This window comes from Hahella sp. HN01, from assembly GCF_018986435.1.
Taxonomy (GTDB): Bacteria; Pseudomonadota; Gammaproteobacteria; order Pseudomonadales; family Oleiphilaceae; genus Hahella.
In genome coordinates this window covers 125,379-149,174 of sequence record NZ_JAHMIN010000005.1, presented here as the reverse complement: position 1 = coordinate 149,174, position 23,796 = coordinate 125,379, and the positions used below count along the sequence as shown (strand labels likewise).

Here is a 23,796-nt window from a genome sequence, read left to right as displayed (position 1 = left end):
AACACGCCGGGCTATGCTCCGCACCAACCTCTTTATCACCGCCAGTGACAAAGCTTAACGCTGGTCGCCTCGTTGCGGCCATTGCGCTTAGTCTACGACGGGCGCCTCAGGCGGTCGATAAGACGTACTCGGTATTGGCGCGGATGTGACGGCGTTACGCCCGGCTTCGCTTTCACGCACGCCGTCCCGCTGCGGACGGGCGATATGGTGCGCGCGAAACTGACGCTCCACCCGCATCACCACATCACTTTGGAACGCCTTCTCAAAGCGAACGTCCAACACATAAGCCTTGGCCGTCAGGCGCACCGCCAGACGATCCGCCAGCGCCACTTCCGTCATAACGCAACTGATCGGCTTCTTCAGAAAAATGAAGCGGCTGGTGGCCAGCACTTCGTAAACCAGGTTTTGCGCCAGTTCCAGATCCGCATCAAGGGACAGATAAAACTCCGTCACCACCATCATGTCCAATGCGCCAGTGTTGCCGCTGGAGACAGTCTCCGTGATAAAGCGGGAGTTGGGAATCGTCACCATGTTGTCGTCCAGCGTGCGCAGACGCACGGAGCGCAGGCCAATGCTGACAATCTCACCGTAGTCGTCGCCGAACGCCACCCGGTCCCCGACCTGAAAAGGCCGGTCAAACAGCAACATAATGCCGGCGATCATGGACGCGGCGATGTCCTTCAGCGCAAAGCCAATGGCCACTACGGCGCTGCCGCCTATAGCCAGCAGGAACTCTTTCGGCGGTTCGATCACCGTGACCAGCAGCCAGTAGGTTCCGCCGATGTACCAGATGAAGCTGAATAAGGTGATCACCTGCAAGGTCAGGAAACGCTGGCTGGGCAGCTTGTCCATCAGGCTGTCGGACAGATGCCGGGCCGCCCGGTTAACGCCCCAAAGGATAAAAATACCCAGGGCCAGCAGCGCGATTTTGCCGGGCTCGAACAGCCCGCCCAGTTGCAACAGGTTTTCGACTGATTGGTTATCCATGCAGAATATTCTTCCTGCCCAGGTAAGTGGTTAAAGCCGGATACCAAAGCGCATGCACGCGATATCTGTCCTTTTCATCTCCCCACAAAATACCCGCCGCGCAGCCGGATTTCAGCGTCTGCCGCACCATCGCCAGCGGCAGCGTGGTAGCTGCGGCGATCTCCTGCGCGGTGAGATTCTCATGCTGAATCACCGCCGCCAGCATAAAGCACTCATCGTCCTGCAGAGCGTTCAGCACGGAGGTCGCCACACGCTGGGGAATGCCGATCTCCACCGTGCGGTGATCGAAACGGGCGGATTCCAGCCACAGATGCAACGCGGTCAATGGATTGCCCGCGCTCAGCTCCCACATCAGGTTGAAGACGCGGGTGTCAGCGGCTTTGAAAGAGGCAGACTCCGTTCCCGCCAGCGCCGACAGCAACAATTCATCGTAACGCAAGCGTCGGTGTGAGGCATGATGACGGGACAACAGCAGTTTGCGAATGTCTGTAGGACTCCACTTGGGCATGGCGATGATCGTGGAGAACTGATGATGACGCTGGAAAACCCGACTGAGATAACGCCAGGTCGGCGCATGCATGACGACAATCCAGAATGTGTCTGGAGAAGCGTCATTGAGATGCTGCAGGAAGACTTTGACGCCGTCCAACGTCCCTACTTGCGCCAGTAAAAAGTTTTCCGCCTGATCGACAATCACGACTTTTTTCTGCGCAGCCGGCGCGTCCCCTTCCTTTCGCTCTGCGCCCGCGGCCGCAGAGTCAGCGAGAAAGGCCGTCACCGCTTCCACGGAAGTCAGCTTCGGCGGCGCGCTGAGAAAACGCACTGGCGTCTTGTCCCAATGTTTCTCAAACTGGCTGACCAGAGACGTCTTGCCGCTGCCGTGCTCACCCACCAGCAACAACATATTGTCCTCGCCCGGCTTTTCCGCCCAGTCGGCGGCCGGTTTGGTCAAGGTCGCCAGCAGTGCGTCCTGAGCAATAACCGCCTGCTCCTCGCGAGGACGGTCCAGCATCCAATAACGATAAGAACGAGCCTGATACTCATCCGCCTCCGCGTCGTCGCCCTCGGTCTCCGCGCTGGTGGCGGTTTCCAGATGCAGGCGCAGAATACGCACGCTGAGAGAGCGGTAGGCGTCGAACTGTCCCAGCAGTTGGTGCAAGCGCAGCAACAAATCCCAACCCTGCGCGACAATGAACAGCAGCGGCCACCAGGGGATGATCCAGGCACGGTCCAGTAGAAGCGAACAGGACTCCCGCGAGTTCACCTTACTCAACCGGCAAATGAACTTACGGCAGACATCGCCATGACGACGTAACGACAGCACCGCCAGACACCACAGATACAGAATCACAGCGCTCTGTACGATGAAATAGACGTATCCGCCTCCCGTGGCTAACGCCATTTCCCGCAACGCCCAACACACCACGGCGCTGACCGCCAGACGTCCCGCCTCCGCCCGCAACAGTTCGCCGGTTTGCTGAGTAACGAACACGCCGCTTTGTCCATACATGCGGGAAAACAGCCACTCGCTCATGACCCGGATGCCGCGGAACAACGCGTAAGCCACGCCCAAGGGGCGCAGCAGATGAAACAGATACCAATGAGAAGGAGACAGATTACTGAGAGTGACGGACAGCCACCAGATCATCAGCCAGGGTGCATTGGGCTTCAGCACCCAGAACAATCCGTTGACCAGCCGCATGGCGGCGGTCTGCCCCAGCAGTCGCAACAGTCGTCGCTGCAACTGCGACAGCGCCTGGGTCGACCAGGCTGCGGCCCGCGCCATCAGCCAGGCGGCCAGAGCCAGCAAAATCACCTGCAACGACCACAGCGACAACAGCGTTATTTGCTCGTGGCGCTCTTGGGCCAGTCTGTATTCTTCCACGACCGGGCCGACCAATGCATTCAGGGTCATTTCCGGCAGCATGATCAACTCCTGCCGCAACCCGGTCCACTCCCGCTGCGGCTCACGCCAGGTGCGCAACGCAGCTCTCACGCCATCGTCCGCAATGCGGTGATTGCGCAGATAAGTCGCCTGCACCCGCAGAGCCTCTATGGCTTCAGCCAGCGCCTGGGGCCGCGCTTGCAAATCCGGCAGCCGCGTCGCCAGTTCCCGCACGGGATTGCCGCTGAGCGCCAGGATCTGCGGCCACAAGTCGTCCAGGCTCCCGGACGCTGCGTCTATATATAAATGCGCAGCCAATTCCGCCAGCAACGTCTGCGTGCGTTGACTCATCGCCGCCAGACGCTCTACGGCGGCGGCGCGGCGCACCGCTTCGGCCTGGGCTTCAGGGTCGGTTGCGGATTTACCTGCCTCCGGCGAAGACGGGGTTGGGCTCGCTACCGCTGCGTCAGGCCCAACGTTTTGCGACGCCGCCTGACGTTGCGCCAGTTCCGCCGTCAATGGTTGCAGGCGCTCCAGCTTCAACAGCAGACGCTGCAACGCCCATCGGATATCCGCGGGTTGAGTAAGCAACGCCAGCCGCGCGTCCCGCAGTTGGGTTAATTGAGCAGTCAGCTCCCCCTGCAGCGCCTGCATCGGTTTGAGCAGGCGCGCGCACTGATCCAGCCCCGACGGTGGGATAGGCAGATAGCCGTCAGAGCGCAGCACTTGCAGGTAATCCGCTACGGCGGAATCATCATCCAGCGCCACCGGCGTTAAATGCGACAGTTGAAATCCAGGCTCCACCTCGCCCCGTCGCAACGCGGCGAAAGACGCCATATCCCGTTGCGACTCCGCCAGACGCACGCGCCATTGTTGCTCCAACAGGGAAATGGCGTCGCAGGGATCGCGGGCGAGAGCAGGTTGATGCATCGCCAACAACGCAAAAAGCCCCATCAGGGCCCAGCGCCATCGCGACAATAAGACGGCAGCAGCAGGAATGCCGCAGCGGCGGCTGGCGCCGCACGCTACGGAAAGAAAGGTGCGCATCGAAGACATCAAATTTCGATTACGTCCGCAGACAGGAGGGGGTTATCCCGCCTCCCCTTTTTCGATGACTTGCGTTTCCTGCTGGGCATGGGTCAGCCACTCCTGCATTAACGGATCGCTCCAGGTCGTTTCAATATAGCCTGCGCAAACCGCGTTGACTTCAACGCCATAGGTGCGGAAACGGGACGCCACCGGCGCATAGAAGGCGTCGGCGATACTCCATTCTCCAAACAACCAGGGGCCGCGGTCCGCGAAGGCTTCCCGACACTGGGTCCAGATTTCGCAAATACGCGCGACTTCGTCCCGGGTCTCCTCATCCAATTCCACCCGACGGCCGCTTGCGCGACAGTTCATCGGCATGGAGCCGCGCACGCCGAAGAAACCGGAGTGCATTTCCGCAGTCACAGCGCGGGCCCAAGCCCGATCCAGAGAGTCCCGGGGCCAGAATTCAGGCTTCTGTTCCGCCACCCATTCGGCGATGGCCAACGAATCCCATACCGGACGGCTGTCAATCAACAGCGCCGGCACTTTCCCAGCCGGGGAGTATTCCAACAGTTTTTCTTTGTAACCCAGCGTCATCAGGGGGACAAACACCTCTGAAAACGCCAGCCCGCTGCGCTTCAATGGCAGCCACGCGCGTAAAGACCACGACGAGTAATTCTTATTGCCAATAACGAGAGTAAGTTCAGTTTGCATAAGTCCTCCTTTGACTGGACAACTTTAGATCAAATTATCCGGCAATCCTAGATGGCGAGTGAAAGAAGTATTAATTTCATAGAGTTGCGTGTGTTTGGCCGGAAAAATCTTTTTACGCAGGCGAACTATGAAAACGGCCGCTTTTCTGTCAATTTATGGGGCCGGATAAGAAACTGACTCAGCATTTAATGCGAATCCGTCTATTATTATTTAATTACAACTGTTCCTTGAACGGCTGCAGCATGCTTCCGAGGCGTTTCCGCAGGGAGAATTCGAGGTCCAAAGCCCGAAAAAAATTTGCCTGTCCGTCATTCAAAGCTCATGCTTGTCGGTTATTTTTATGAAGGAAATGGTCATTTGAGGGCGTCATGAAAGCACTGCGTCTTATTTTGGTAGTATTCGGGCTGGGATTGATTTGCGCCCCCGCCCTCGCAGAGGGACTCAATGCGCCACAGGGAAGGGCCGCGCTTACCGTCAGCGGTAAAATCGCCAACACTAACGGTAGGAACGTAGCGAAATTCGATCTGGCTATGCTCGATCAACTGCCCCAGCACAGCATCAAGACCAGTACGCCCTGGTTTGATGCGCCGAAAACATTTTCCGGCCCGCTGGCGCGTGATCTGATGAAACTGGTGGGAGCGCAGGGCGGCAAAGTCAAAGCCATCGCTCTGAACGACTACGCCACCAACATCCCGATTCAGGATTTTCAAACCTATGATGTCGTGCTGGCCACGCGTATAGATGGAGAAACGTTAAACATCAGGGAAAAAGGTCCGGTTTTCGTCATCTATCCCTTCGACCTTGTCCCCGAAACCAAAAATGAAATTTTCTTTCAACGTTGCATATGGCAACTTGTTCAGATAAAAGTCGAGTAACCCGCGTAACGCGTCATTTTCAGAGTAGATATTTTTGGTAAAGCGAATTCGGTCGATTCTCGGTGTTGTATTAGCCGCCGCCACAGTCATACTCGCCATCGCCGTTACCGCCACCATAGTCACGTTACGCGAAGGTGCGTTGGAGGTGCGAGTCGCGAAGGACGATTTGTATTGGTCTATTCATCAGATCGAAGTGGAAGTGATGAATATGCTGATCATCGCCCATGCGCTGCAGCATGGCGATCACCTGCCGGAAGATCTGGATATCCGTTACTCGGTGCTGCTTAGCCGCACCGACCTGTTCAAGAAAGGCGAGTTTCGCGAGGCCATCAGCCTGCTGCCAAAAACCCAGGCCCTGATGACCTCCGTCACGTATCAGATCGAAGCCCTGTCGCCTTTATTCGACAACGCCGTCAATGACCCGGACCCGATACTCCCCGAACTGATCGACAAGCTCGACGAAACCCGCCGCATCGCCCATGAACTGACGCTGATCGCCCACCAGGAGCAGGTGACGCTGCGAGTGGCGAAGCGGGACGAGCTGGCCAATATCTTCTTCTATGCGGAAGTGCTGCTGTCCGTGCTGGCGGTAACCGTATTGATCGGTTTCATTTCCCTGTACTGGCTGATGTATCTGGCGAAACAGGCCAAGGTCGAAGCCGATTTCCACCGCCGTCGGGCGGAGGCCAACAGCGACGCCAAGAGCCGTTTCCTCTCCAACATGAGCCACGAACTGCGCACGCCGCTGAATGCGGTCATGGGCTTCGCCCAGCTCATGCAGATGGAAAGCCGCAATCTGTCCCGGGAACAGATGCAGAACATCGACGAAATCTACAAGGCCAGCGAGCACCTGCTCTCTCTTATCAACGACATCATGGATCTGTCCAAGATCGAGAGCGGCCAGCTCAGCATCAGCATCGAGCCCTGCTCCGTGCAGTCTCTGGTTAATGAGTCCGTATCCATGATTCGCTCCATGGCGATGATGAACAACATCAGCGTCTATGAGCCGGAAGTGCGCCTGGATTACCTGATCAAGGTGGATCGCACCCGCATGGTTCAGGTGCTGACCAATTTCCTCACCAACGCCATCAAGTACAATCGCAAAGGCGGCTGGGTGAAGGTCGAGCTGGAGCACGAAAGCCGCAGCGGCATGCTGTGCCTGAGCGTGGCGGACAACGGCATCGGCATTCACAAGAAAGATCACCATAAGGTATTCAAACCCTTCGAGCGCCTGGCCCAGGATATGGCGATCGAAGGCACCGGCATCGGACTCGCCCTCAGCCAACAGTTGGTGCTGTTGATGAACGGTCAGATCGGCTTCAAATCCAAGGAAGGCCAAGGCAGTCTGTTCTGGGTGAAATTCCCGATTCTTGATGTGGTCAAAGCCCAGGACCGCAGCGCCGTCAAAGCCGTGTCGCCGCGCCCGCCGGATTTGGAGATTCTGGCTGCGCCCAAAGCCACGGTGCTCTATATCGAAGACAACTACTCCAACATTCGCTTGATGGAGAGCCTGTTCGCCAGTCTACGCAACGTCCAGTTGCTGACCACCAACAATGGCGAGCAAGGTATCGCCATGGCGCGCACTTATCGTCCGCAACTGGTGCTGCTGGATCTCAACCTGCCCACTACTTCCGGGCTGGATGTCTGCTCCCGCTTTCAGGAAGACCCGGAACTCGCCGACATCCCCATCGTCGCTGTCACCGCCAATGTGAACGGCAGCCAGGAAGCCAGTCGGCTAGGCCTCAAGTTTCAGGAGTTCATCCTCAAGCCCATCGACGTGGAGCTGATGAAGTCCACTATCTTCAAATACCTCGGTCGCCCACAGGCGCACTAGACGCGCCTGGCCCTCCAGCCACATTCATACCTGCTTTACGTTATCGCGCCGCGCTGTTTCCAACGAAACTTGGATATTTTACGGCTTTTCGTTTTATATTAACGGCATAGGTCTATTCACGCTGGCGCAGCCCCTCGGGCCTGAGGCGCAGCTGGCGCGCGCGCGGCGGCGCTTGCTGTGCGGGTAGGCCATCAAAAAAAGAAAAAGGGTTCAGGACGGCGTCGGTCGGATGCGCTCCGGCAGCGCCGACGATACTAATAAGCATAGAAATGGATGCGATTATGGACAAAGCAGTACACGCCTGCAGGATCTGCATGGGCGGTGTGAATTATGTGGGAGCCACGGACTTCAACAAATCCGGCAGTGATCATTTTGAAGGCCGCCGGGTCTTTCCCCCGTCCCTCATTCAAGTCGATTACTACCGTTGCCGCGAGTGCGGCTTCATGTTCACGCCCTATTTTGACGATTGGAGCGATGCGGACTTCGAGCGGCAGGTGTACAACAGCGACTACCTGAAAGCCGATCCGCCCTTCGCCGGTGAGCGCGCCGCTCGCCTGTCGCAATTCCTGACCCGCGCCCTGGGCGATGATCTAAGGAATGAGTCCCTGCTCGACTTCGGCGGCGGCGAAGGGCATCTGGAACGTCTGTTGCGTCGTCAGGGCTTCAGCGATTGCGCTACTTACGACCCTCACCATCACGCCAACTGTAAAAAGCCTTCCCGGATTTACAACCTGGTCACCACCTTCGAAGTGGTGGAGCATGTCAGCGATCAGCACAACCTGTTCAAAGAGCTATGTTCGTTGGTGGCGCCGAACGGCGCGCTGCTGCTGAGCACGCTGTTGCAGCCCAGAGATATTGAAATGCAGGGAGTGGATTGGTGGTACGCCTGTCCGCGCAATGCGCACATGGCGTTTCATACCCGCCGCAGTCTGCAGCGCGTGTTACAAACTCACGGCTTTTATCTGGAATCGCTCAGCGACGAATTGCACATCGCATTCCGCCGCCCGAACGTGATCAGCGACAAATTCCTCAGTCTGGGAGCCGCATCCGTGCAGGTCAACGATAGCGTCTGTGCGGGCTAGTCGATGATGAGAACCGCCGCATCCACTGCGGCGGAAGCCGCTCAGTTCAACTCGCCACTGCATTCAAAACGCTTGAGTTGTTCCTCATAGGGAACCGTGTTGAAGCCTTTGTCCCGCAGCCATTGAGGGTTGTAGTAAGTATCCAGGTAACGCTCGCCGCCGTCGCAGATCATACTGACGACTGAACCAGATTCGCCCCGGGCGCGCATCTCCGCCAGCAATTGTACGGTGGCGTACAGGTTGGTGCCGGTGGAGCCGCCGCAACGACGATTCAATAAATGCTGCAGCCAGCTTAGCGACGCCATGGAAGCCGCATCCGGCACCTTGATCATGCGGTCCACAATACCGGCGATAAAGGACGGCTCCACACGCGGACGACCAATGCCTTCAATGCAGGAGGGTTGCGCCAGAGTCAGTGAGGCGTCGCGGGTCTGGTAGTAATCGTAAAACACCGAATTTTCCGGGTCCGCCACGCACAGCCGGGTGGCGTGTTGTTGATAACGCAGATAGCGCCCGATCGTGGCGGAGGTGCCGCCAGTGCCCGCGCTCATCACAATCCAGGTGGGAATAGGAAAAGGCTCCGCCCGCATCTGCTGGAAAATGGACTCGGCGATATTGTTGTTGCCGCGCCAGTCCGTCGCCCGCTCCGCGTAAGTGAACTGGTCCATATAATGGCCGTCGACTTCCCGCGCCAGTCGCTCCGCCTCGTCATAAATGCTACCCGTGCTGACCTTATGGCATTTGCCGCCGTAGAACGTAATCTGATCCAGCTTCTGCTGCGACGTGGACGCCGGCACCACCGCGATAAAAGGCAGTCCCAGCAAGCGGGCGAAATAGGCTTCGGACACCGCAGTGCTGCCGGAGGACGCTTCAATGATCGTCGTCCCCTCGCGAATCCAGCCGTTGCACAGCCCATATAAAAACAGGGAACGCGCCAGGCGATGTTTCAGGCTGCCGGTGGGGTGGGTGGATTCGTCTTTTAAATAGAGATGAATATCTGGAATGCAGGGCAGATCGACCTTGATCAAATGCGTGTCCGCCGAACGTTGGAAATCCGCCTCAATCTTCTGAATCGCCTCACTGACCCAACTCATGCCCGATTACCTCTTAGTTCTGTGGTTAGTTTTCAGAGTTATAAGTATATAGCCTTCAGCTATTAAACCCACTACTCAATTTGTCGAGTCTTTTTGTCCAAACCTTATTAAACATACACCAGAGCAGGTGAGTCGTTCCGTTATCTTACATTCAGTTACAAACGCTGACATTTTAACCGCTGCGGCGGATGGGATTTCCTTGTAAATGCCAGGGGCTTTCTGTAGCATTCGCGCCCTCCCAAATCCTGCAGCAATTTTCCGGCCAGTTCCCGTTGTGCGCCTACGTGCGTGGCGATTGGCAGCGCGCGCGTTATCCCCAGATGTCGCCGGGAACCGGAAAGTCGTATGCTCAGGCGCTGTGGAGCGAAAAGTATTTCGTCGCCAGGGACGGCATAGGCTTAACCGCCACCCCGGGAGCCGGTCGCAACGCCGGCCTCCCACCCTTTTTCCTGGCGTCTGCACGCTTGTCGCTCTTCCTCTGCTTTGGCATGATGCCCCACTGACATTTCACGGGAGCCCGCCATGTCATCCGCCCTAACCCTGATCGCCGGCCCAAAGGCCTTGCAACACATCCGCAATCGCGGTCTGAAAGCGAATGACTTCAATCTGTTGGCGGGAGCATCCGGGGGCCCCAAATGGTTCATCCTGTTCGGGCTGGATAAGTATCTGTCCGGTGAGTTTTTCAAAGATCGCGGTACGCCGCTGCACACCATCGGCTCCTCCGCCGGCGCCTGGCGCATGGCCTGCTTCGCCCAGAACGATCCAGTAGCGGCGATCACCCGACTGGCGGAGCATTATTCCCAGGAGCGCTATTCCGACAAGCCCGACGTGGCGGAGATCACCGCCAAAGCCAGACTGATGGTGCAAACCACGCTGGGCGCCAATGGCGCAGCGGAAGTCGCCGCCCATCCTACTATTCGTACGCATATTCTGGCGGACCGCTGCCGCGGCCCCGCCGCTTCGGAAAAAGTCTGGCTGCAGTTATTCGGCCTGGCGCTGGCCGCCGGGGCCAATGCGCTAAGCCGGCGGGCGCTGGGATTGTTCTTCGAACGCGTGCTGTTTCACACTGGCGCAGAACCGGCGTTGCAGTTAAAGGATCTGCCTACTCGCACCGCACCTCTCCATGCGCAGAATCTGGAGCAGGCGCTCATGGCGTCAGGCGCGATTCCGCTGGTGCTGTCCGGGGTTTCCGGCATAACGGACGCTCCTAAAGGCGTCTACCGGGACGGCGGTATTCTGGATTACCACTTTGATCTGCCTTTTAATCAAAGCCAGGGGCTGGTCCTCTACCCGCACTTCAGTCAGCAGGTGACGCCGGGCTGGCTGGATAAAAAGCTGCCTTATCGACGCGTCGACCCCCGCCATTATGACAACGTGTTGATGCTGACGCCGTCCAGGGAACTGGTGGCGAAACTCCCCTACGGCAAAATCTCCGATCGTAATGATTTCAAGCACCTGGACGCGGACAGCCGCCTCAAATACTGGCGCACGGTGTTGCAGGAAAGCGAGCGCATGGCGGACGCCCTGCACGAAATGGTCGCCACTGGCAAAGGTCTGGACGACATTCAGCCCTTCCAACCCTGACGAGCGGGGCTTATTGGCGGGGAAACGGGCAAGGTCAGGATAAGCTAAGCAAGGAGAAACCACCGCCGTCCCCTCGGGGACGACGATGGCGAATGACTGTCTAGGCGGGATCAGGCGGTCTCGATATCCACCAGGATTTCTCCCGGCGTAACGCGGTCGCCCTTCTTGGCGAAAACACCTTTCACCACACCGGCGACGCCGACTTTGATCTCGGTTTCCATCTTCATGGCTTCGATAATCAGCACCGCGTCGCCAACGGCCACGGTCTGACCTTCCTTGACCAGCACATCGACAATGTTGCCGGGCATGGCGGTAGTGATATGTCCGGGTGCGGAAGCGCGCTGACGCTTGCCGCCGCCTTCAGCCGGCGTATAAGCGCCAGTGGACTCGATCATGATCTCTTCCGGCTCGCCGTCTACCGTCATATAGAAACGACGCTCGCTCTCGCTGCCGGGGCTGACGCCAGTGACATGAATGTCGTAGGTTTCGCCGTGAACGGTGATCTTGAACTCGGTCGCCACGCCCGCCGCTTTGGCGTCCGCCTTCGGCTGCAACGGCTCCGGCTTGAGGGTGCCCGCTTTGCGCCCTTGCAGGAACGGCTTGGCCACTTCCGGGAACATGGCGTAAGTCAGCATATCTTCATCCGACTCCGCCAGATCGCCCACTTCTTCTTTCAGTTTGTGCAACTCGGGCTGCAACAGGTCGGCGGGACGACAGTCGATCACGTCTTCTTTGCCGATCGCCTGCTTCTGCAACTCCAAATTCACCGCCGCCGGAGCCTGACCGTACCAGCCCTGCAGATAGCGCTTCACTTCGTTGGTGATGGTCTCGTAGCGTTTGCCGGTGATCACGTTCAGCACCGCCTGCGTTCCCACGATCTGTGAGGTCGGCGTCACCAGCGGCGGATAACCAAGGTCTTCGCGCACCCGTGGAATTTCGGCGAATACGTCGCGAATGCGATCCAGCGCGCCCTGCTCTTTCAACTGGTTGGCCAGGTTGGACATCATGCCGCCGGGCACCTGATTGATCAGCACACTGGTGTCGACGCCGTTGTACTCGCTTTCAAACTGGTGGTACTTCTTGCGCACTTCACGGAAATGCGCCGCCACCTCGCCCAGAAGTTTCATATCCAGGCCGGTTTCGTAGCCCGCCGCTTTCAGGGTCGCCGCAATGGTTTCCGTGGGCGGATGGCTGGTGCCGCCGGCGAAGGAGGAAATACAGGTGTCGAGGTGATCCACGCCGGCTTCCACCGCCTTCAGCTGGCACATGGACGCCATGCCGGAGGTGTAGTGGGAATGCAGGAAGATCGGCAGCTTCAGGGATTGCTTGAGCGCGCTGACCAGGTCGAAAGTCACTTGCGGAGTCAGCAGACCCGCCATGTCTTTGATGGCGATACTGTCCGCGCCCATATCCGCCATACGCTTGGCCTGATCCACAAACGCCTCGACGGTATGCACCGGACTGGTGGTGTAGCAGATCGTGCCTTGAGCGTGCTTGCCGGTTTTCTTCACCGCCGCAATCGCGGTTTCCAGATTACGCACGTCATTGAGGGCGTCGAAGATGCGGAATACATCGATGCCGTTACTGGCGGCCTTTTCCACAAACGCCGTCACCACGTCATCGGAGTAGTGTCTGTAGCCCAGCAGGTTCTGGCCGCGCAGCAGCATCTGCAGACGCGTGTTGGGAATGGCTTTACGCAGTTGACGCAGTCTCTCCCAGGGATCTTCCTTCAGGAAGCGCACGCAGGCGTCGAACGTGGCGCCGCCCCATACTTCCAGAGACCAGTAACCGGCTTTGTCGAGTTTTTCCGCCACCGGCAGCATATCTTCCGTGCGCATGCGGGTGGCGATCAGCGACTGGTGGCCGTCGCGCAGGATGACGTCAGTGATGTTTATTTTCTTACTCATACTTAATTCGCTCCCTTACATGCCCGCCTGCGCGGCGACCGCCGCTGCGAGCGCGGCGGCCAGCGATTCCGGCCGACGTTTGATGGAATAGTTGATCAGTTCAGGATGGGCTTCGACGAAACCGGTATTGAAGTCTCCCGCGCGGAACTCGGGATGCCGGAGAATTTCGCGATAATAGGGAATCGTCGTGCGAATCCCGTAAATCTGCATGTCCTCCAGCGCCCGCTCGGCGCGCTCCAGCATATCCTCCCAGGTGAGATTCCAGACGATGAGCTTGGCGCACATGGAATCGTAATAAGGAGGAATGGTGTAACCGGTATAAATCGCCGCATCGGTCCGTACGCCCGGGCCGCCGGGAGAGTAATAGCGGCTGATGCGTCCGAAGCTGGGCAGAAAACCGTTTTTCGGGTCTTCCGCGTTGATGCGGAACTGGGCGGCGAAACCGCGATAGCTGATGTCCGCCTGCAGGAACGGCAGTGGCTCGCCTGCGGCGATGCGGATCTGGGTTTTGACGATGTCGATGCCGGTGATCTGCTCGGTGATGGTGTGCTCCACCTGCACCCGGGTGTTCATCTCCATGAAGTAGAAGCTGCCGTCATGATCGAGCAGGAACTCCACCGTCCCCGCATTTTCGTAACCCACTTCCCTGGCGACTTTCACCGCCAGTTCGCCCACATAATGGCGCTGTTCGTTGGAGAGCTGCGGCGAGGGCGCCAGTTCGATCAGTTTCTGATTACGGCGCTGGATGGAGCAATCCCGCTCGTACAGATGCACGACGCCGCCATGGGCGTCCGCCAACACCTGCACCTCAATATGGCGCGGGTCGACGATGCACTTTTCCAGGAACACTTCCGCACGGCCAAACGCCTTGGTGGCTTCTGAAATAACCCGTTGGTAGTTGCTGCGCAGGTCTTTCTCGTCGTTACAGCGGCGAATGCCGCGTCCGCCGCCGCCGGAGGTGGCTTTCAGCATGACCGGGTAGCCTAAGCCCGCGGCGACTTCCACCGCGTGCTCCAGATCCCTCAGGTTGCCTTCACTGCCGGGAGTCACAGGCACTCTGGCGCGCTTGGCGCTGTTGCGAGCCTCGGTTTTATCGCCCATTTGTCGAATGACGTCGGCGCTCGGACCGATAAATTTCACCCCCCGCTGGGCGCAGATTTCCGCCAGCTCAGCGTTTTCGGAGAGAAATCCATAGCCCGGATGCAGCGCGTCACAGCCTGTCTCCACCGCCAGATTCACGATCTGATGCGGGTTGAGATAGCCCTGCAACGGATCGGACCCCAGGCAATGGGACTCGTCCGCTTTCTTCACGTGCAAGGCGTAGCGGTCGGCTTCCGAATAAATCGCAACAGACCGAATGCCCAGTTCGCGACAGGCGCGGGCGACCCGCACCGCGATCTCGCCGCGGTTGGCTATCAATACTTTTTTGATCGACAGCTTGGGTCTCGATGATGATTGTGGTTGTGATGATGTAGAAGTTACAGGCACTGGAATTATCCCTCTTCTTTTCTTTAGTGACTAAATGAGAGTCATTTAGCCGCCGATAAGTCTAGCGGGAAATACGTATGTCTGTGAAGAAAAGTAACGCCATAGTGTCGATAAAGTTTATTAATCGCCTCTCTGAGCGGCCTGATCAGGCCGCTTCTTGCGCCTTTCGCGGCGACTTAGAGGGCATTTTTACGCCGTTTTCAATCACTGTACTGGAGTCCTCTTCCACAGCGGGCGCTGTTTTATTCCCGCGCCGCTCATGCAGGAAACGCAGCACTTCGGCCCTTAAGTGGTTATAGCGGCTGTCATCCGCCAGCGCCAGTCGATCGCGCGGACGCGGCAGGTCCACGGACAGCACTTCGCCAATGGTCGCCGCCAGCCCGTTGGTCATCATGACGATGCGGTCCGACAGCAGCACCGCTTCATCCACGTCGTGCGTGATCATGACGACCGTGTTGTTAAGCGCATTCTGGATTTCCATCAAGGAGTCCTGCAAATGCGCCCGGGTTAACGCATCCAGGGCGCCGAAAGGTTCATCCATCAGCAGCACCGAGGGCTCCATCGCCAGAGCGCGGGCGATACCGACCCGCTGCTTCATGCCGCCGGAAATTTCCGACGGCTTCCTGTGCATGGCGTGATCCATATGCGCCAGACGCAGGTTGTGCTCAATCCATTCTTTCATTTCCCGCTTATTCTTCTTGCCGCGGAACACCTGACGCACCGCCAGCTCCACATTTTCATAGGCGGTCAGCCAGGGCAGCAGGGAATGGTTCTGAAACACCACCGCCCGCTCCGGCCCCGGCTCGTTTACTTCCTTGCCGTCCAGCACGATGCCGCCTTCCGTGGCCTGCAACAGCCCTGCGATGATGTTGAGCACCGTGGACTTACCGCATCCCGAATGCCCGATCAGGGAGACGAACTCCCCTTTCCCAATGCGCAGATTGACCCGATCCAGGGCTCTGAATTTCCCTTTTGGCGTATCGAATTCTATGCTGACATGGTCGATCAACAAATGTTCAGCGGACATAGGCGACTCCTCTTGGTTAAAACTCATAGGTTCAATTTGTTCAGCGTATGTCCGCTGTTTTATCCCAGGCGATGCGCCGCTGGATGGCCAACATGCCGCGATCCAGCGCAAAGCCGATGGTCCCGATGGTGAATACCGCCACCATGATGCGCCCCAGGGAATTGGAGCTGCCGTTCTGAAACTCGTCCCACACGAATTTGCCGAGCCCCGGATTCTGCGCCAGCATTTCGGCGGCGATCAGCACCATCCAGCCCACCCCCAATGACAAGCGCATGCCAGTGAAGATCATCGGCACAGCGAACGGCAGCACCACTTTGCGCACCTTGGTCATCCAGGACAGGCGCAGCACCAGACTGACGTTGTTCAGGTCCTTATCCAGTCCGGACACGCCCACGATAGTGTTGACCAGGGTCGGCCACATGCAGCACAGGGTGACGGTAATGGCAGAGTTGACGAAGGATTTCTCCAGCAGTGGATCGTCGGTGACATAGACTGCGCTCACCACCATGGTCACCAACGGCAGCCAGGCCAGCGGCGACACGGGTTTGAAGATCTGAATCAACGGGTTGACCGCCGCGTACATGGTCTTGCTAAGCCCGCATACGACGCCCACCGGCACGGCGATCAGCACCGCCAGACTGAAGCCGACGAAGACGGTGTAGAGGCTGGTGACGATCTGGTCCAAGTAGGTCGGACGCCCGTTGTAAGAGCGCCACTTCACTTCCGCCGTGGGGTCTTGCGCCAGCTTTTTCGCGTTGCGTTCTTCCTGACGTTGATAGAACGCCTCCGCCTTTTCCCGCTCTTGTCGGTGCTCCAGCCAGAGCCCTTGCGCCTGCTCCCAGACTTGCGCCGGCCCCGGCACCGCGCCCAGAGAGGTCTGAATGCGCGACGCCGCCGCGTCCCAGACGCCCAGAAACAGCAGAAAAGCCAGTAACGGCACGCCAACGCCCCGCACAATGGCGGAGACCTGCTCACGGGGATTTTCCCCTTTCAGCAGACGCACCCAAGGCGCCAGCCAGGCGGCGCTTTCCAGTCGTTGAGAAATTTGAGCCATCATTTTCCGTCCTCACGCCAAGAAGCGTCGGGCGCGCCCGACGCAGGGCCGTTATTCCACCGTCTCGTCGCCTTTCAAGCCAATGCTGAAGCTGGCGAGATAAGCGTTGGGCTGGCGTCCGTCATAGGCGACGCCATCTATGAATTCCGCTTGCGGCGGCCGGAAGCCGTCTTCACTGGCGAAATCAGGGAAGTCGGATTTCGCCATCTTGCCTTCCGCGATCAATGCTTCCGCGGCTTTGCGATAGATATCAGGGCGATAGACCTGCTTCGCGGTTTCCATATACCAGCTGTCAGGTTTGGCTTCAGAAATCTGGCCCCAACGGCGCATCTGAGTGAGATACCAGATGGCGTCGGAGTAATAGGGATAGGTGGCGTGATAGCGGAAGAACACGTTGAAGTCCGGCAGAGCGCGCTTATCGCCTTTTTCGTACTCAAACGCGCCGGTCATGGAGTTGGCGATCACCTCGTAGTCCGCGCCGACGTAATTGGATTGGGACAGGATTTTCACCGCTTCGGGGCGATTGGCGTTATTGTTTTCATCCAGCCATTTGGCGGCGCGGATCATCGCCTTCACCACAGCGATATGGGTATTGGGATACTTATCCGCCCAGGCTTTGGAAACGCCAAAGACTTTCTCAGGATTATTTTTCCACAGTTCGTAATCGGTGATGACGGGCACGCCGATGCCCTTGAAGACCGCCTGCTGGTTCCAGGGTTCGCCCACGCAGTAACCGAATATAGTGCCCGCCTCCAATGTTGACGGCATCTGCGGCGGCGGCGTCACCGACAACAGGGCGTCGGCATTGATCTGTCCGGTGATGTCTCCTCTGTGGGGCGCGTAATACCCCGGATGAATCCCGCCCGCCGCCAGCCAGTACCGCAGTTCATAGTTATGCGTGGAGACGGGAAACACCATGCCCATCTTGAAAGGCTTGCCCTCGTTCCGGTACTTCTCCAGAACCGGCTTGAGGTAATCCGCCTTGATAGGATGCACGGGTTTGCCGTTCTCCATCGGGATATGCTTTTTCATCTCCCGCCAGACGTCATTGGACACGGTGATGCCGTTGCCGTTCAAGTCCATGCTGAAGGCGGTGATAATATGCGCCTGAGTGCCGAAGCCGATGGTGGCGCCCAGCGGTTGCCCCGCCAGCATGTGCGCGCCGTCCAACTCACCAGTGATCACCCGGTCCAGCAGCACTTTCCAGTTGGCCTGCGCCTCCAGTTCCACATACAAACCTTCGTCTTCAAAAAATCCCTTTTCCCGCGCAATCGCCAATGGCGCCATATCCGTCAATTTGATGAAACCGAACTTCAGATCTTCCTTCTCCGGTTCCGCTGCAAACGCGCCGCTTACACAGCAGGACAGGACAATACCCTTCACCAGATTCTTTAGCGTTATCTTGACTTTCATGGTCCGCTCCGAGGTTAAGAACTGACCACATCAATCCAACATTCATACCATTGACGGATTTTTATCTTTTAAATCATTTAGTTGATATTCAATCACTTTAACGACGCACTTTTTTGGCGCTGGCGAAAATCGTATAACGCACCAAGTTATCCCAACACCATGCACTATGCCCGCGGTATATCGCACCATTTGAGTGAGCAATGACCACTCCGCTCGTCCTCACCGCTTTGGCTTTTCCTCAGAGGTAGGCGATACTTTGTCATATTCCTGTCTTGAATTGCTGAACGGCAAAAACTGCATGTATTGCAAGTATCGAGAGGCATCTGTGGTCAGAGGCGCGTCGTTATGGGTCGCTCTGCTGTTTTATTGCTGCGCTGCAAACGCTGCACAATATCGCTTCGCCCTGTTGATTCCCAATGACACCCCGTTTTGGAGCCGGGTGGCGCTGTTCGCGCAAAGCGCCGCGGAAGACCTGGATGTGGAACTGCACGTGCTGGACGGCGACGCCGACCGCCACTTAATGCTGCGGCAGTTCGAGCGCCTGCTGAAAGAGCGGCGTAAGTTCGACGCCATCATTTTTCCGAACTTTCTGCAGACGGCGGAAACCTTCATCCCCCTCTGCGAGAGCTCTCCGGTGATTTGCGTGCTCTATAACAGCGGCCTGGAAGGAGAAGCCGCCGACAGGCTGGGGAGTCCCAAGCAGCGCTTCGAACACTGGATCGCCCAGCTGCTGCCGGACGATATCGGCTCCGCCACCGCCGTCACTGTCGCATTGATTCGCGATGTCAGAGCCAGCGCTCCCGGACGCCGGGTCAATATGATCGCCGTCAACGGATTCGCCGCCGATGGCCCGGCCATCGCCCGGGAGAAAGGGTTGCGCACGGCGGTAGGCTTATTCGACGACGTCACGCTTAATCAGGTGGTGTATACCGACTGGAGCGCCGAGGACGCTGAAAGCCGCACCATGGGCCTGTTGGAGCGCTTTCCTGACACCAACGCTATTTGGTCCGCCAACTATCGCACAACGGTAGGCGTTCTGGCCGCATTGGAGAAATACCAGCGCACGCCAGGGCGGGATGTCTGGGTCAATTCCTATGACATCAACCCCACCTCTCTGCGCCAGGTAAGCGAAGGCGCGCTTACGATTACCGCCGGAGGCCATTATGTCGAAGGCGCCTGGGCGGTCATTCTGGCCTTCGACCACTTACAGGGTAGGCGTCGCCCGGTGGCCACCAGCGTATTTCACACCCCACTGCTGCTGGCCAATCACCGTAATGCCGGCAAGATCATCGCCGTGCTGAAGCGTCTGGAGGACTATCCACAGACGATACGCAAAGTCGACTTCTCCCGCTATTCCCTGGCCTTAAACCCAACCATCTCCGCCTACAACTTTTCCCTTGAGTCCGTCATTGAACAAATGGCGCTGACGAAAAATTAGTCATCCTGTTTGATAAAGGTGACGCCAGCGATGCCCACCACGGTGGAGGATTTTCCTCCCTTGCTGTCGAAATGGTAAAAGCTGACGCGCTCGGTGCGCCCATCATCAAACTGCAGGGTGAGCGCGTATTCGCTCAGGCGATATTTCCCGGCGGCGCCAGCGTTGGCGTAGGTGGAGACGCCCGCGCCTGCAGACGCCACGGAGCCGCCGGAAGAGCGGTTCAGTTCGAAGCGTCCGTCACGGGTGAAGGTGATGGTTTGCGCTGAGGCGACGACATCCATCATGCCCATTTCGGCGCTAGGCATGATCATGGTTGAGCCTGCTTTCCAGGTTCCATCCAGCTTCGCGCCCTTATCCGCCGGCCATACCGGGTAAACTTGGGGAACTTCCCATGGATCGTCTCCGGGCATATTGAAAACATAAGTCTCGCCTTGCTCCTTCCATCCTCCCCAGGCTCTGGGCCGGACGCGCCTGGAGGCTTCCACATCCAGGTCTTCCAACGCCAGATCGAAATCACAATACAAATCGCCATTACGGAACAGTAGCTGGGGTTTAAATATCAGGTTGAAGCCGTTTGTCGAGGAGATCAGCACTACCTTCTCCACCTCATCCCAATCCGGGCCGCCCCCCTGTTTCAGGTACTTATCCATCTCAGCGGAAATAAGGGACACCTTCACCGCAGGTTTACTTCCTTTTTGCTTGGGGGTTTGCGCAGCATCCGCGTGTTGCGGGGAAGCCTTAAGTGTCCGGTAAAATGCGGGATAACTGTGGATTAGATTAAATTCATCACTGGCGATCGCACCCGCCATCGCCTGACATAACCCCGGCATCTTACTTTCCAGGGAGCGGCGCAGTTTGAGTTTGGCTGACTCCAGTATGTGTTCCACTTTAGCGCTATCCTCAATGCGCCGTTTCACTACTGCATCAACTTGCGCCACCTGATTATGTTCCGCCCATTCACGAAAAGTCGCTTCGCTGACTACGGACAATTTCGCCTTGTTACAGAGCTCACGACTGATGCGCATGGCCTCAATATGCTGATAAACATCCGCCAGCCCTTCCGCAGCGCGCGCTGACGACAGCGTCAGCAAAGGCGCAGCGAGGACGGCCAGCGCCATGGTCAGCACAGAGCGCCGATAGCGTATGGCGAGAGACGATCGGCAAAGGTTTAACATGATGATTGATCCCCTGACTGGAAAATTGGAATATTGATCTGCTGTTAAAACGCTCCAGTTAAACAAGCCCCGCCTGGGGCGATAACTGGGGAAAACCCCAGGCGCCAGCAGTATTTCATCAAGAAAACCAGGAAACTTTTATGACGCAGCCGAATCGATACGCGATCGCCATTCATGGAGGAGCGGGGACCTTGTCCAAAGGAATGCTCACAGAGGACCAGGAGGACGAAGTACACGCCGCCCTGCGGCAGGCGGTCATGGCGGGCAAACAGATATTAGCCCAGGGAGGAACCAGCCTGGACGCCGTCGAAGCGGCGGTGCGCGAGTTGGAGAACAGCGAGTGGTTCAACGCCGGCAAAGGCTCCGTCTATAACTATGATGGCGATCATGAGCTGGACGCCTCCATCATGGACGGAGCTACCCTGAAAGCCGGCGCCGTGGCGGGCATCCGCAACAGCCCGAACCCTGTGACTGTGGCCCGCGCGGTCATGAACAAATCCGAACACGTCCTGTTGGCGGGCGAAGGCGCTGATCGTTTCGCCAAAGCGATGGGATTGCCCCAGGTGGAAAATTCCTGGTTCGGCACGCCCATGCGCCATAGCCAGTGGCGTCAGGCTCAGGATAAAGCCAAGCCCAGCCTGGAGCCGGGCGCAGAGGACTATAAATTCGGCACCGTGGGCGCTGTCGCCTTTGATCAGGCCGGCAACCTGGCCGCCGCCACTTCCACTGGCGGCATGACCAATAAAAAGTACAGCCGTGTGGGCGACTCTCCGCTGATCGGCTGCGGCGCTTACGCCGACAATCGCAGTTGCGCCGTGTCCACCACCGGGCACGGGGAATACTTTATTCGCCATGTCGTGGCCCATGAGGTGTGCGCCCGTTACCGCTATCTTGGCGAATCGCTGCAGCAGTGCGCGCAGCAGGTATTGTTCGAGGAGTTGCAGCCAAGAGGCGGCGAAGGCGGATTGATCGCCATCGATCATACCGGCGCAGTGGTGTTGAATTTTAATACGGAAGGCATGTATCGGGGCTGGAGCGAAGGCGACGGCGAGGTTTTCACCGGCATCTACGGTGACGACGCGGTGCGCCCCAGTAAGGCTTAACGGTCAAAGCCACTAAGATTTAGCATTATTTTTAGCCAAAACAGTGGGATAGACTATTCTTAAAGAAGGTTTTTGACAAAAGTCCCCTTCTCTTCCTTCAGGACGCGAGGGGGCTTTGCGCCGTTTGTCAGTACTTTCTGGGGATGTCTATGCCTAAATTGCTGCGTTTTTTCACCACCCGGCTGTTGCGGCCGGTGCTTATCGTGTTGTGCGTTGCGGTGGCGCTGCAGATTGTCGCCAATATTCTGCTCGGACAATTTCAGTTAAACAATCTGGTCAAAGAGGTCGAATCCGGCCTGCGTGACAGCCGCCAGAAGGTCAGCACTGAGTTGAGCGCGGCGGAAAGCACCGTCGCCACGCAATTACAGACCATGTCCGACAACGCCCAACAGCAGCTACAGAGCAAGCTGGGCGCGCAGTTGGAGACTCAACGTAAAGATATCGCCCAGAATCTGCGACAGACCCTGGATGAAGGGGTTAAGAACCTCACCGGCATCGTCGCCGCTATCGCCCCGCCCGCTATCTGGGACCGGGACACTCCCGAATTGACGCGCCTGGCGCAGTTGGTGGACAACAGCGATTCCATCGTGTTCGCCGGCTTTTATGGCTTTTTCGGCCAGGAGCCGGAGCAGTTGACCCGCTATGTCGACCGCACCGATGAGAAAGTGCAGGAGCTGATCAAACAGGGCGAAGGCAAAGGCTCGCTGGCCAAGGTCATCGATGCGGCGGAGAAAGATCCCGGCATCGTCGTCATTCGTACGGATATCGCGCCCCAGGGCGCCGTGATCGGCCAGTTTGTAGTTGGCGTCAGCACTTCCCGCATCGACGGACAAATGGAGCGCCTGAAAGGCCAGTTCTCAGATCTTACCAACCAGAGCAAAGTGGCGGTGGCCAATGTGCTCGGCAGTGAATTGTCGCGGGTATCAGAGGCGCTACGGTTATCTCTGAAAAACACCGAAACGCAAACGGACGAATCCATCTCTTCCGCCGTCCTGCAGATTCGCGAAGGGGCGGAGTCGTTAATCGGCAGTCTGACTACGGCTTCTCTTGCAGCGGGAGTTATTTTGGTCGTGCTCATATCACTGGTGCTGGGCGTACGGGTGGTGTTGAAGGTGGATGTGCTGAGCAAAGCCATCTGGAACATCGCCGAGGGTGAGGCGGACCTGACGCAACGGGTGAGAATTCAGGGCAATGACGAAATCGCCGACGTGGGCAAAGGCCTCAACGTCTTTATCGAGCGGATACAGAAAATCGTGTTGAACGTGAATAAATCCGCGGAACTGGCTTCGTCGCAATCTGATGAATTAAAGCAGAACACCCAGCACGCCGATGAAGCCGTGGCGCATCAAAAGCAGGAAATCGAACAGATCTCTTCCGCCATCTCAGAGATGTCCAGCAGCATTCATCATGTGGCGGAGCATGTGCAACTGGTGGCCAACGACGTCGATCACATCAAGTCGGAAACCAAGAAGTCCGGCTCTATCTCGCATAATCTGCGCAATATGTTGCACTCGCTGCAATCAGAGATGAGCAACGCGGAAGAAGTCGTCAATCAACTCGACTCTCACAGCAAAGAAATCGGCTCCGTATTGCTGGTGATACGCACCATCGCCGAACAAACCAACCTGCTCGCGCTTAACGCCGCCATCGAGGCTGCGCGGGCGGGAGACAGCGGGCGCGGTTTCGCGGTGGTGGCGGATGAAGTGCGCACTCTCGCCAATAAAACCCAGCAGTCCACCACAGAGATTCAAAACCGCATAGACAGCCTGCAAAGCGGCAGTCAGAGCGCAGTGCGCTCCATCAGCGCCGCCTCAGAGCGGGCCAAGCGCTCCAGTGAGGCATTCACCGAGTCGGACAGCAGTCTGGAGAACATCAACCAGTTGGTGATTGGTCTGTACGATCGCACTACCGAGATCGCCTCAATGGCGGAAGAACAGAGCGGCGTTGCGGAGGAGATCAACCGCAACATCGTCAATATCGCCGACGCGTCAGAGCGCACCCAGCAGTCCGCCGCCGAATCCGCCCAGGCCGGAGCCAGTATCCAGCAGTCCGTGTCGGACTTGCGGCGGCAGGTGTCTGAATTTGTAGTGTGACGCCCGACGTTTTA

Annotated in this window: 18 protein-coding genes; 8 read left to right on the top strand and 10 right to left on the bottom strand. The window is 57.7% G+C overall.

Features of this window, described 5'->3' with window-relative positions; genetic code table 11:
* Positions 1–87: 87 nt before the first annotated feature.
* Genes KP814_RS06790 through KP814_RS06780 form a run of 3 tightly spaced genes read right to left on the bottom strand, consistent with a single transcriptional unit; the run spans position 88 to position 4,615 of the window.
* Positions 88–987, bottom strand: a complete 900-nt coding sequence (locus tag KP814_RS06790) for a mechanosensitive ion channel family protein (protein WP_216736048.1) — start codon at positions 985–987, stop codon at positions 88–90.
* The gene (locus tag KP814_RS06785; protein ID WP_216736047.1) at positions 980–3,919 is read right to left on the bottom strand and encodes a hypothetical protein; all 2,940 of its coding nucleotides are present in this window, start codon (positions 3,917–3,919) and stop codon (positions 980–982) included. Before KP814_RS06785 ends, KP814_RS06790 begins: the two co-directional genes overlap by 8 nt.
* A 42-nt stretch (positions 3,920–3,961) precedes the next feature.
* A complete protein-coding gene (locus KP814_RS06780; RefSeq protein ID WP_216736046.1) occupies positions 3,962–4,615 on the bottom strand; it encodes a glutathione S-transferase family protein in 654 nt (217 codons plus the stop codon).
* A gap of 368 nt (positions 4,616–4,983) precedes the next feature.
* Between KP814_RS06780 and KP814_RS06775 the strand changes: the two genes are divergently transcribed.
* The 3 genes from KP814_RS06775 (at position 4,984) to KP814_RS06765 (ending at position 8,406) form a co-directional block, all read left to right on the top strand.
* Positions 4,984–5,490 carry a hypothetical protein gene (locus KP814_RS06775; RefSeq protein ID WP_216736045.1) on the top strand — a complete coding sequence of 169 codons (507 nt, stop codon included), beginning with the start codon at positions 4,984–4,986 and terminating at the stop codon, positions 5,488–5,490.
* Between the two features lie 34 nt (positions 5,491–5,524).
* On the top strand, positions 5,525–7,324 hold the full coding sequence (locus KP814_RS06770) for an ATP-binding protein (RefSeq protein ID WP_216736044.1): 1,800 nt from the start codon (positions 5,525–5,527) through the stop codon (positions 7,322–7,324).
* Positions 7,325–7,605: 281 nt separating this feature from the next.
* Complete coding sequence (locus tag KP814_RS06765) at positions 7,606–8,406, top strand: class I SAM-dependent methyltransferase (RefSeq protein WP_253938215.1); 801 nt, start codon at positions 7,606–7,608, stop codon at positions 8,404–8,406.
* A 41-nt stretch (positions 8,407–8,447) separates the two neighbouring features.
* On the opposite strand, the gene KP814_RS06760 is transcribed toward KP814_RS06765, so the two are convergent.
* The gene (locus KP814_RS06760) at positions 8,448–9,500 is read right to left on the bottom strand and encodes a PLP-dependent cysteine synthase family protein (protein ID WP_216736042.1); all 1,053 of its coding nucleotides are present in this window, start codon (positions 9,498–9,500) and stop codon (positions 8,448–8,450) included.
* A gap of 188 nt (positions 9,501–9,688) precedes the next feature.
* Here KP814_RS06760 and KP814_RS06755 point away from each other — a divergent pair, with 188 nt between their 5' ends.
* Together KP814_RS06755 and KP814_RS06750 are read left to right on the top strand one after the other, a co-directional pair.
* Positions 9,689–10,003, top strand: a complete 315-nt coding sequence (locus KP814_RS06755; RefSeq protein ID WP_216736041.1) for a hypothetical protein — start codon at positions 9,689–9,691, stop codon at positions 10,001–10,003.
* Between the two features lie 19 nt (positions 10,004–10,022).
* On the top strand, positions 10,023–11,084 hold the full coding sequence (locus tag KP814_RS06750) for a patatin-like phospholipase family protein (RefSeq protein ID WP_216736040.1): 1,062 nt from the start codon (positions 10,023–10,025) through the stop codon (positions 11,082–11,084).
* 110 nt (positions 11,085–11,194) lie between these two features.
* On the opposite strand, the gene oadA is transcribed toward KP814_RS06750, so the two are convergent.
* From oadA to KP814_RS06725, 5 genes are all read right to left on the bottom strand, one after another.
* Positions 11,195–12,991 (bottom strand): sodium-extruding oxaloacetate decarboxylase subunit alpha, encoded by a 1,797-nt coding sequence (gene oadA / locus KP814_RS06745; protein WP_216736039.1) that lies wholly within the window; start codon positions 12,989–12,991, stop codon positions 11,195–11,197.
* Positions 12,992–13,006: 15 nt separating this feature from the next.
* Complete coding sequence (locus KP814_RS06740) at positions 13,007–14,422, bottom strand: acetyl-CoA carboxylase biotin carboxylase subunit (RefSeq protein WP_371824042.1); 1,416 nt, start codon at positions 14,420–14,422, stop codon at positions 13,007–13,009.
* Positions 14,423–14,624: 202 nt separating this feature from the next.
* On the bottom strand, positions 14,625–15,506 hold the full coding sequence (locus KP814_RS06735; protein ID WP_253938214.1) for an ABC transporter ATP-binding protein: 882 nt from the start codon (positions 15,504–15,506) through the stop codon (positions 14,625–14,627).
* A 40-nt stretch (positions 15,507–15,546) separates the two neighbouring features.
* Positions 15,547–16,563 carry an ABC transporter permease gene (locus KP814_RS06730; protein ID WP_216736037.1) on the bottom strand — a complete coding sequence of 339 codons (1,017 nt, stop codon included), beginning with the start codon at positions 16,561–16,563 and terminating at the stop codon, positions 15,547–15,549.
* A gap of 48 nt (positions 16,564–16,611) precedes the next feature.
* Complete coding sequence (locus KP814_RS06725) at positions 16,612–17,973, bottom strand: CmpA/NrtA family ABC transporter substrate-binding protein (RefSeq protein ID WP_216736036.1); 1,362 nt, start codon at positions 17,971–17,973, stop codon at positions 16,612–16,614.
* Positions 17,974–18,229: 256 nt separating this feature from the next.
* On the opposite strand from KP814_RS06725, the gene KP814_RS06720 reads away from it, so the two are divergent.
* Positions 18,230–19,411 (top strand): ABC transporter substrate-binding protein, encoded by a 1,182-nt coding sequence (locus KP814_RS06720; RefSeq protein WP_216736035.1) that lies wholly within the window; start codon positions 18,230–18,232, stop codon positions 19,409–19,411.
* Here the strand turns inward: KP814_RS06720 and KP814_RS06715 are convergent.
* Positions 19,408–20,586 (bottom strand): hypothetical protein, encoded by a 1,179-nt coding sequence (locus KP814_RS06715; RefSeq protein ID WP_216736034.1) that lies wholly within the window; start codon positions 20,584–20,586, stop codon positions 19,408–19,410. The genes KP814_RS06720 and KP814_RS06715 overlap by 4 nt on opposite strands.
* A gap of 140 nt (positions 20,587–20,726) precedes the next feature.
* On the opposite strand from KP814_RS06715, the gene KP814_RS06710 reads away from it, so the two are divergent.
* Both KP814_RS06710 and KP814_RS06705 read left to right on the top strand, forming a co-directional pair.
* Positions 20,727–21,689, top strand: coding sequence for an isoaspartyl peptidase/L-asparaginase family protein (locus tag KP814_RS06710; protein WP_216736033.1), 963 nt, complete (start codon positions 20,727–20,729; stop codon positions 21,687–21,689).
* Positions 21,690–21,838: 149 nt separating this feature from the next.
* On the top strand, positions 21,839–23,782 hold the full coding sequence (locus KP814_RS06705) for a methyl-accepting chemotaxis protein (protein WP_216736032.1): 1,944 nt from the start codon (positions 21,839–21,841) through the stop codon (positions 23,780–23,782).
* The last annotated feature ends 14 nt before the right edge of the window (positions 23,783–23,796 follow it).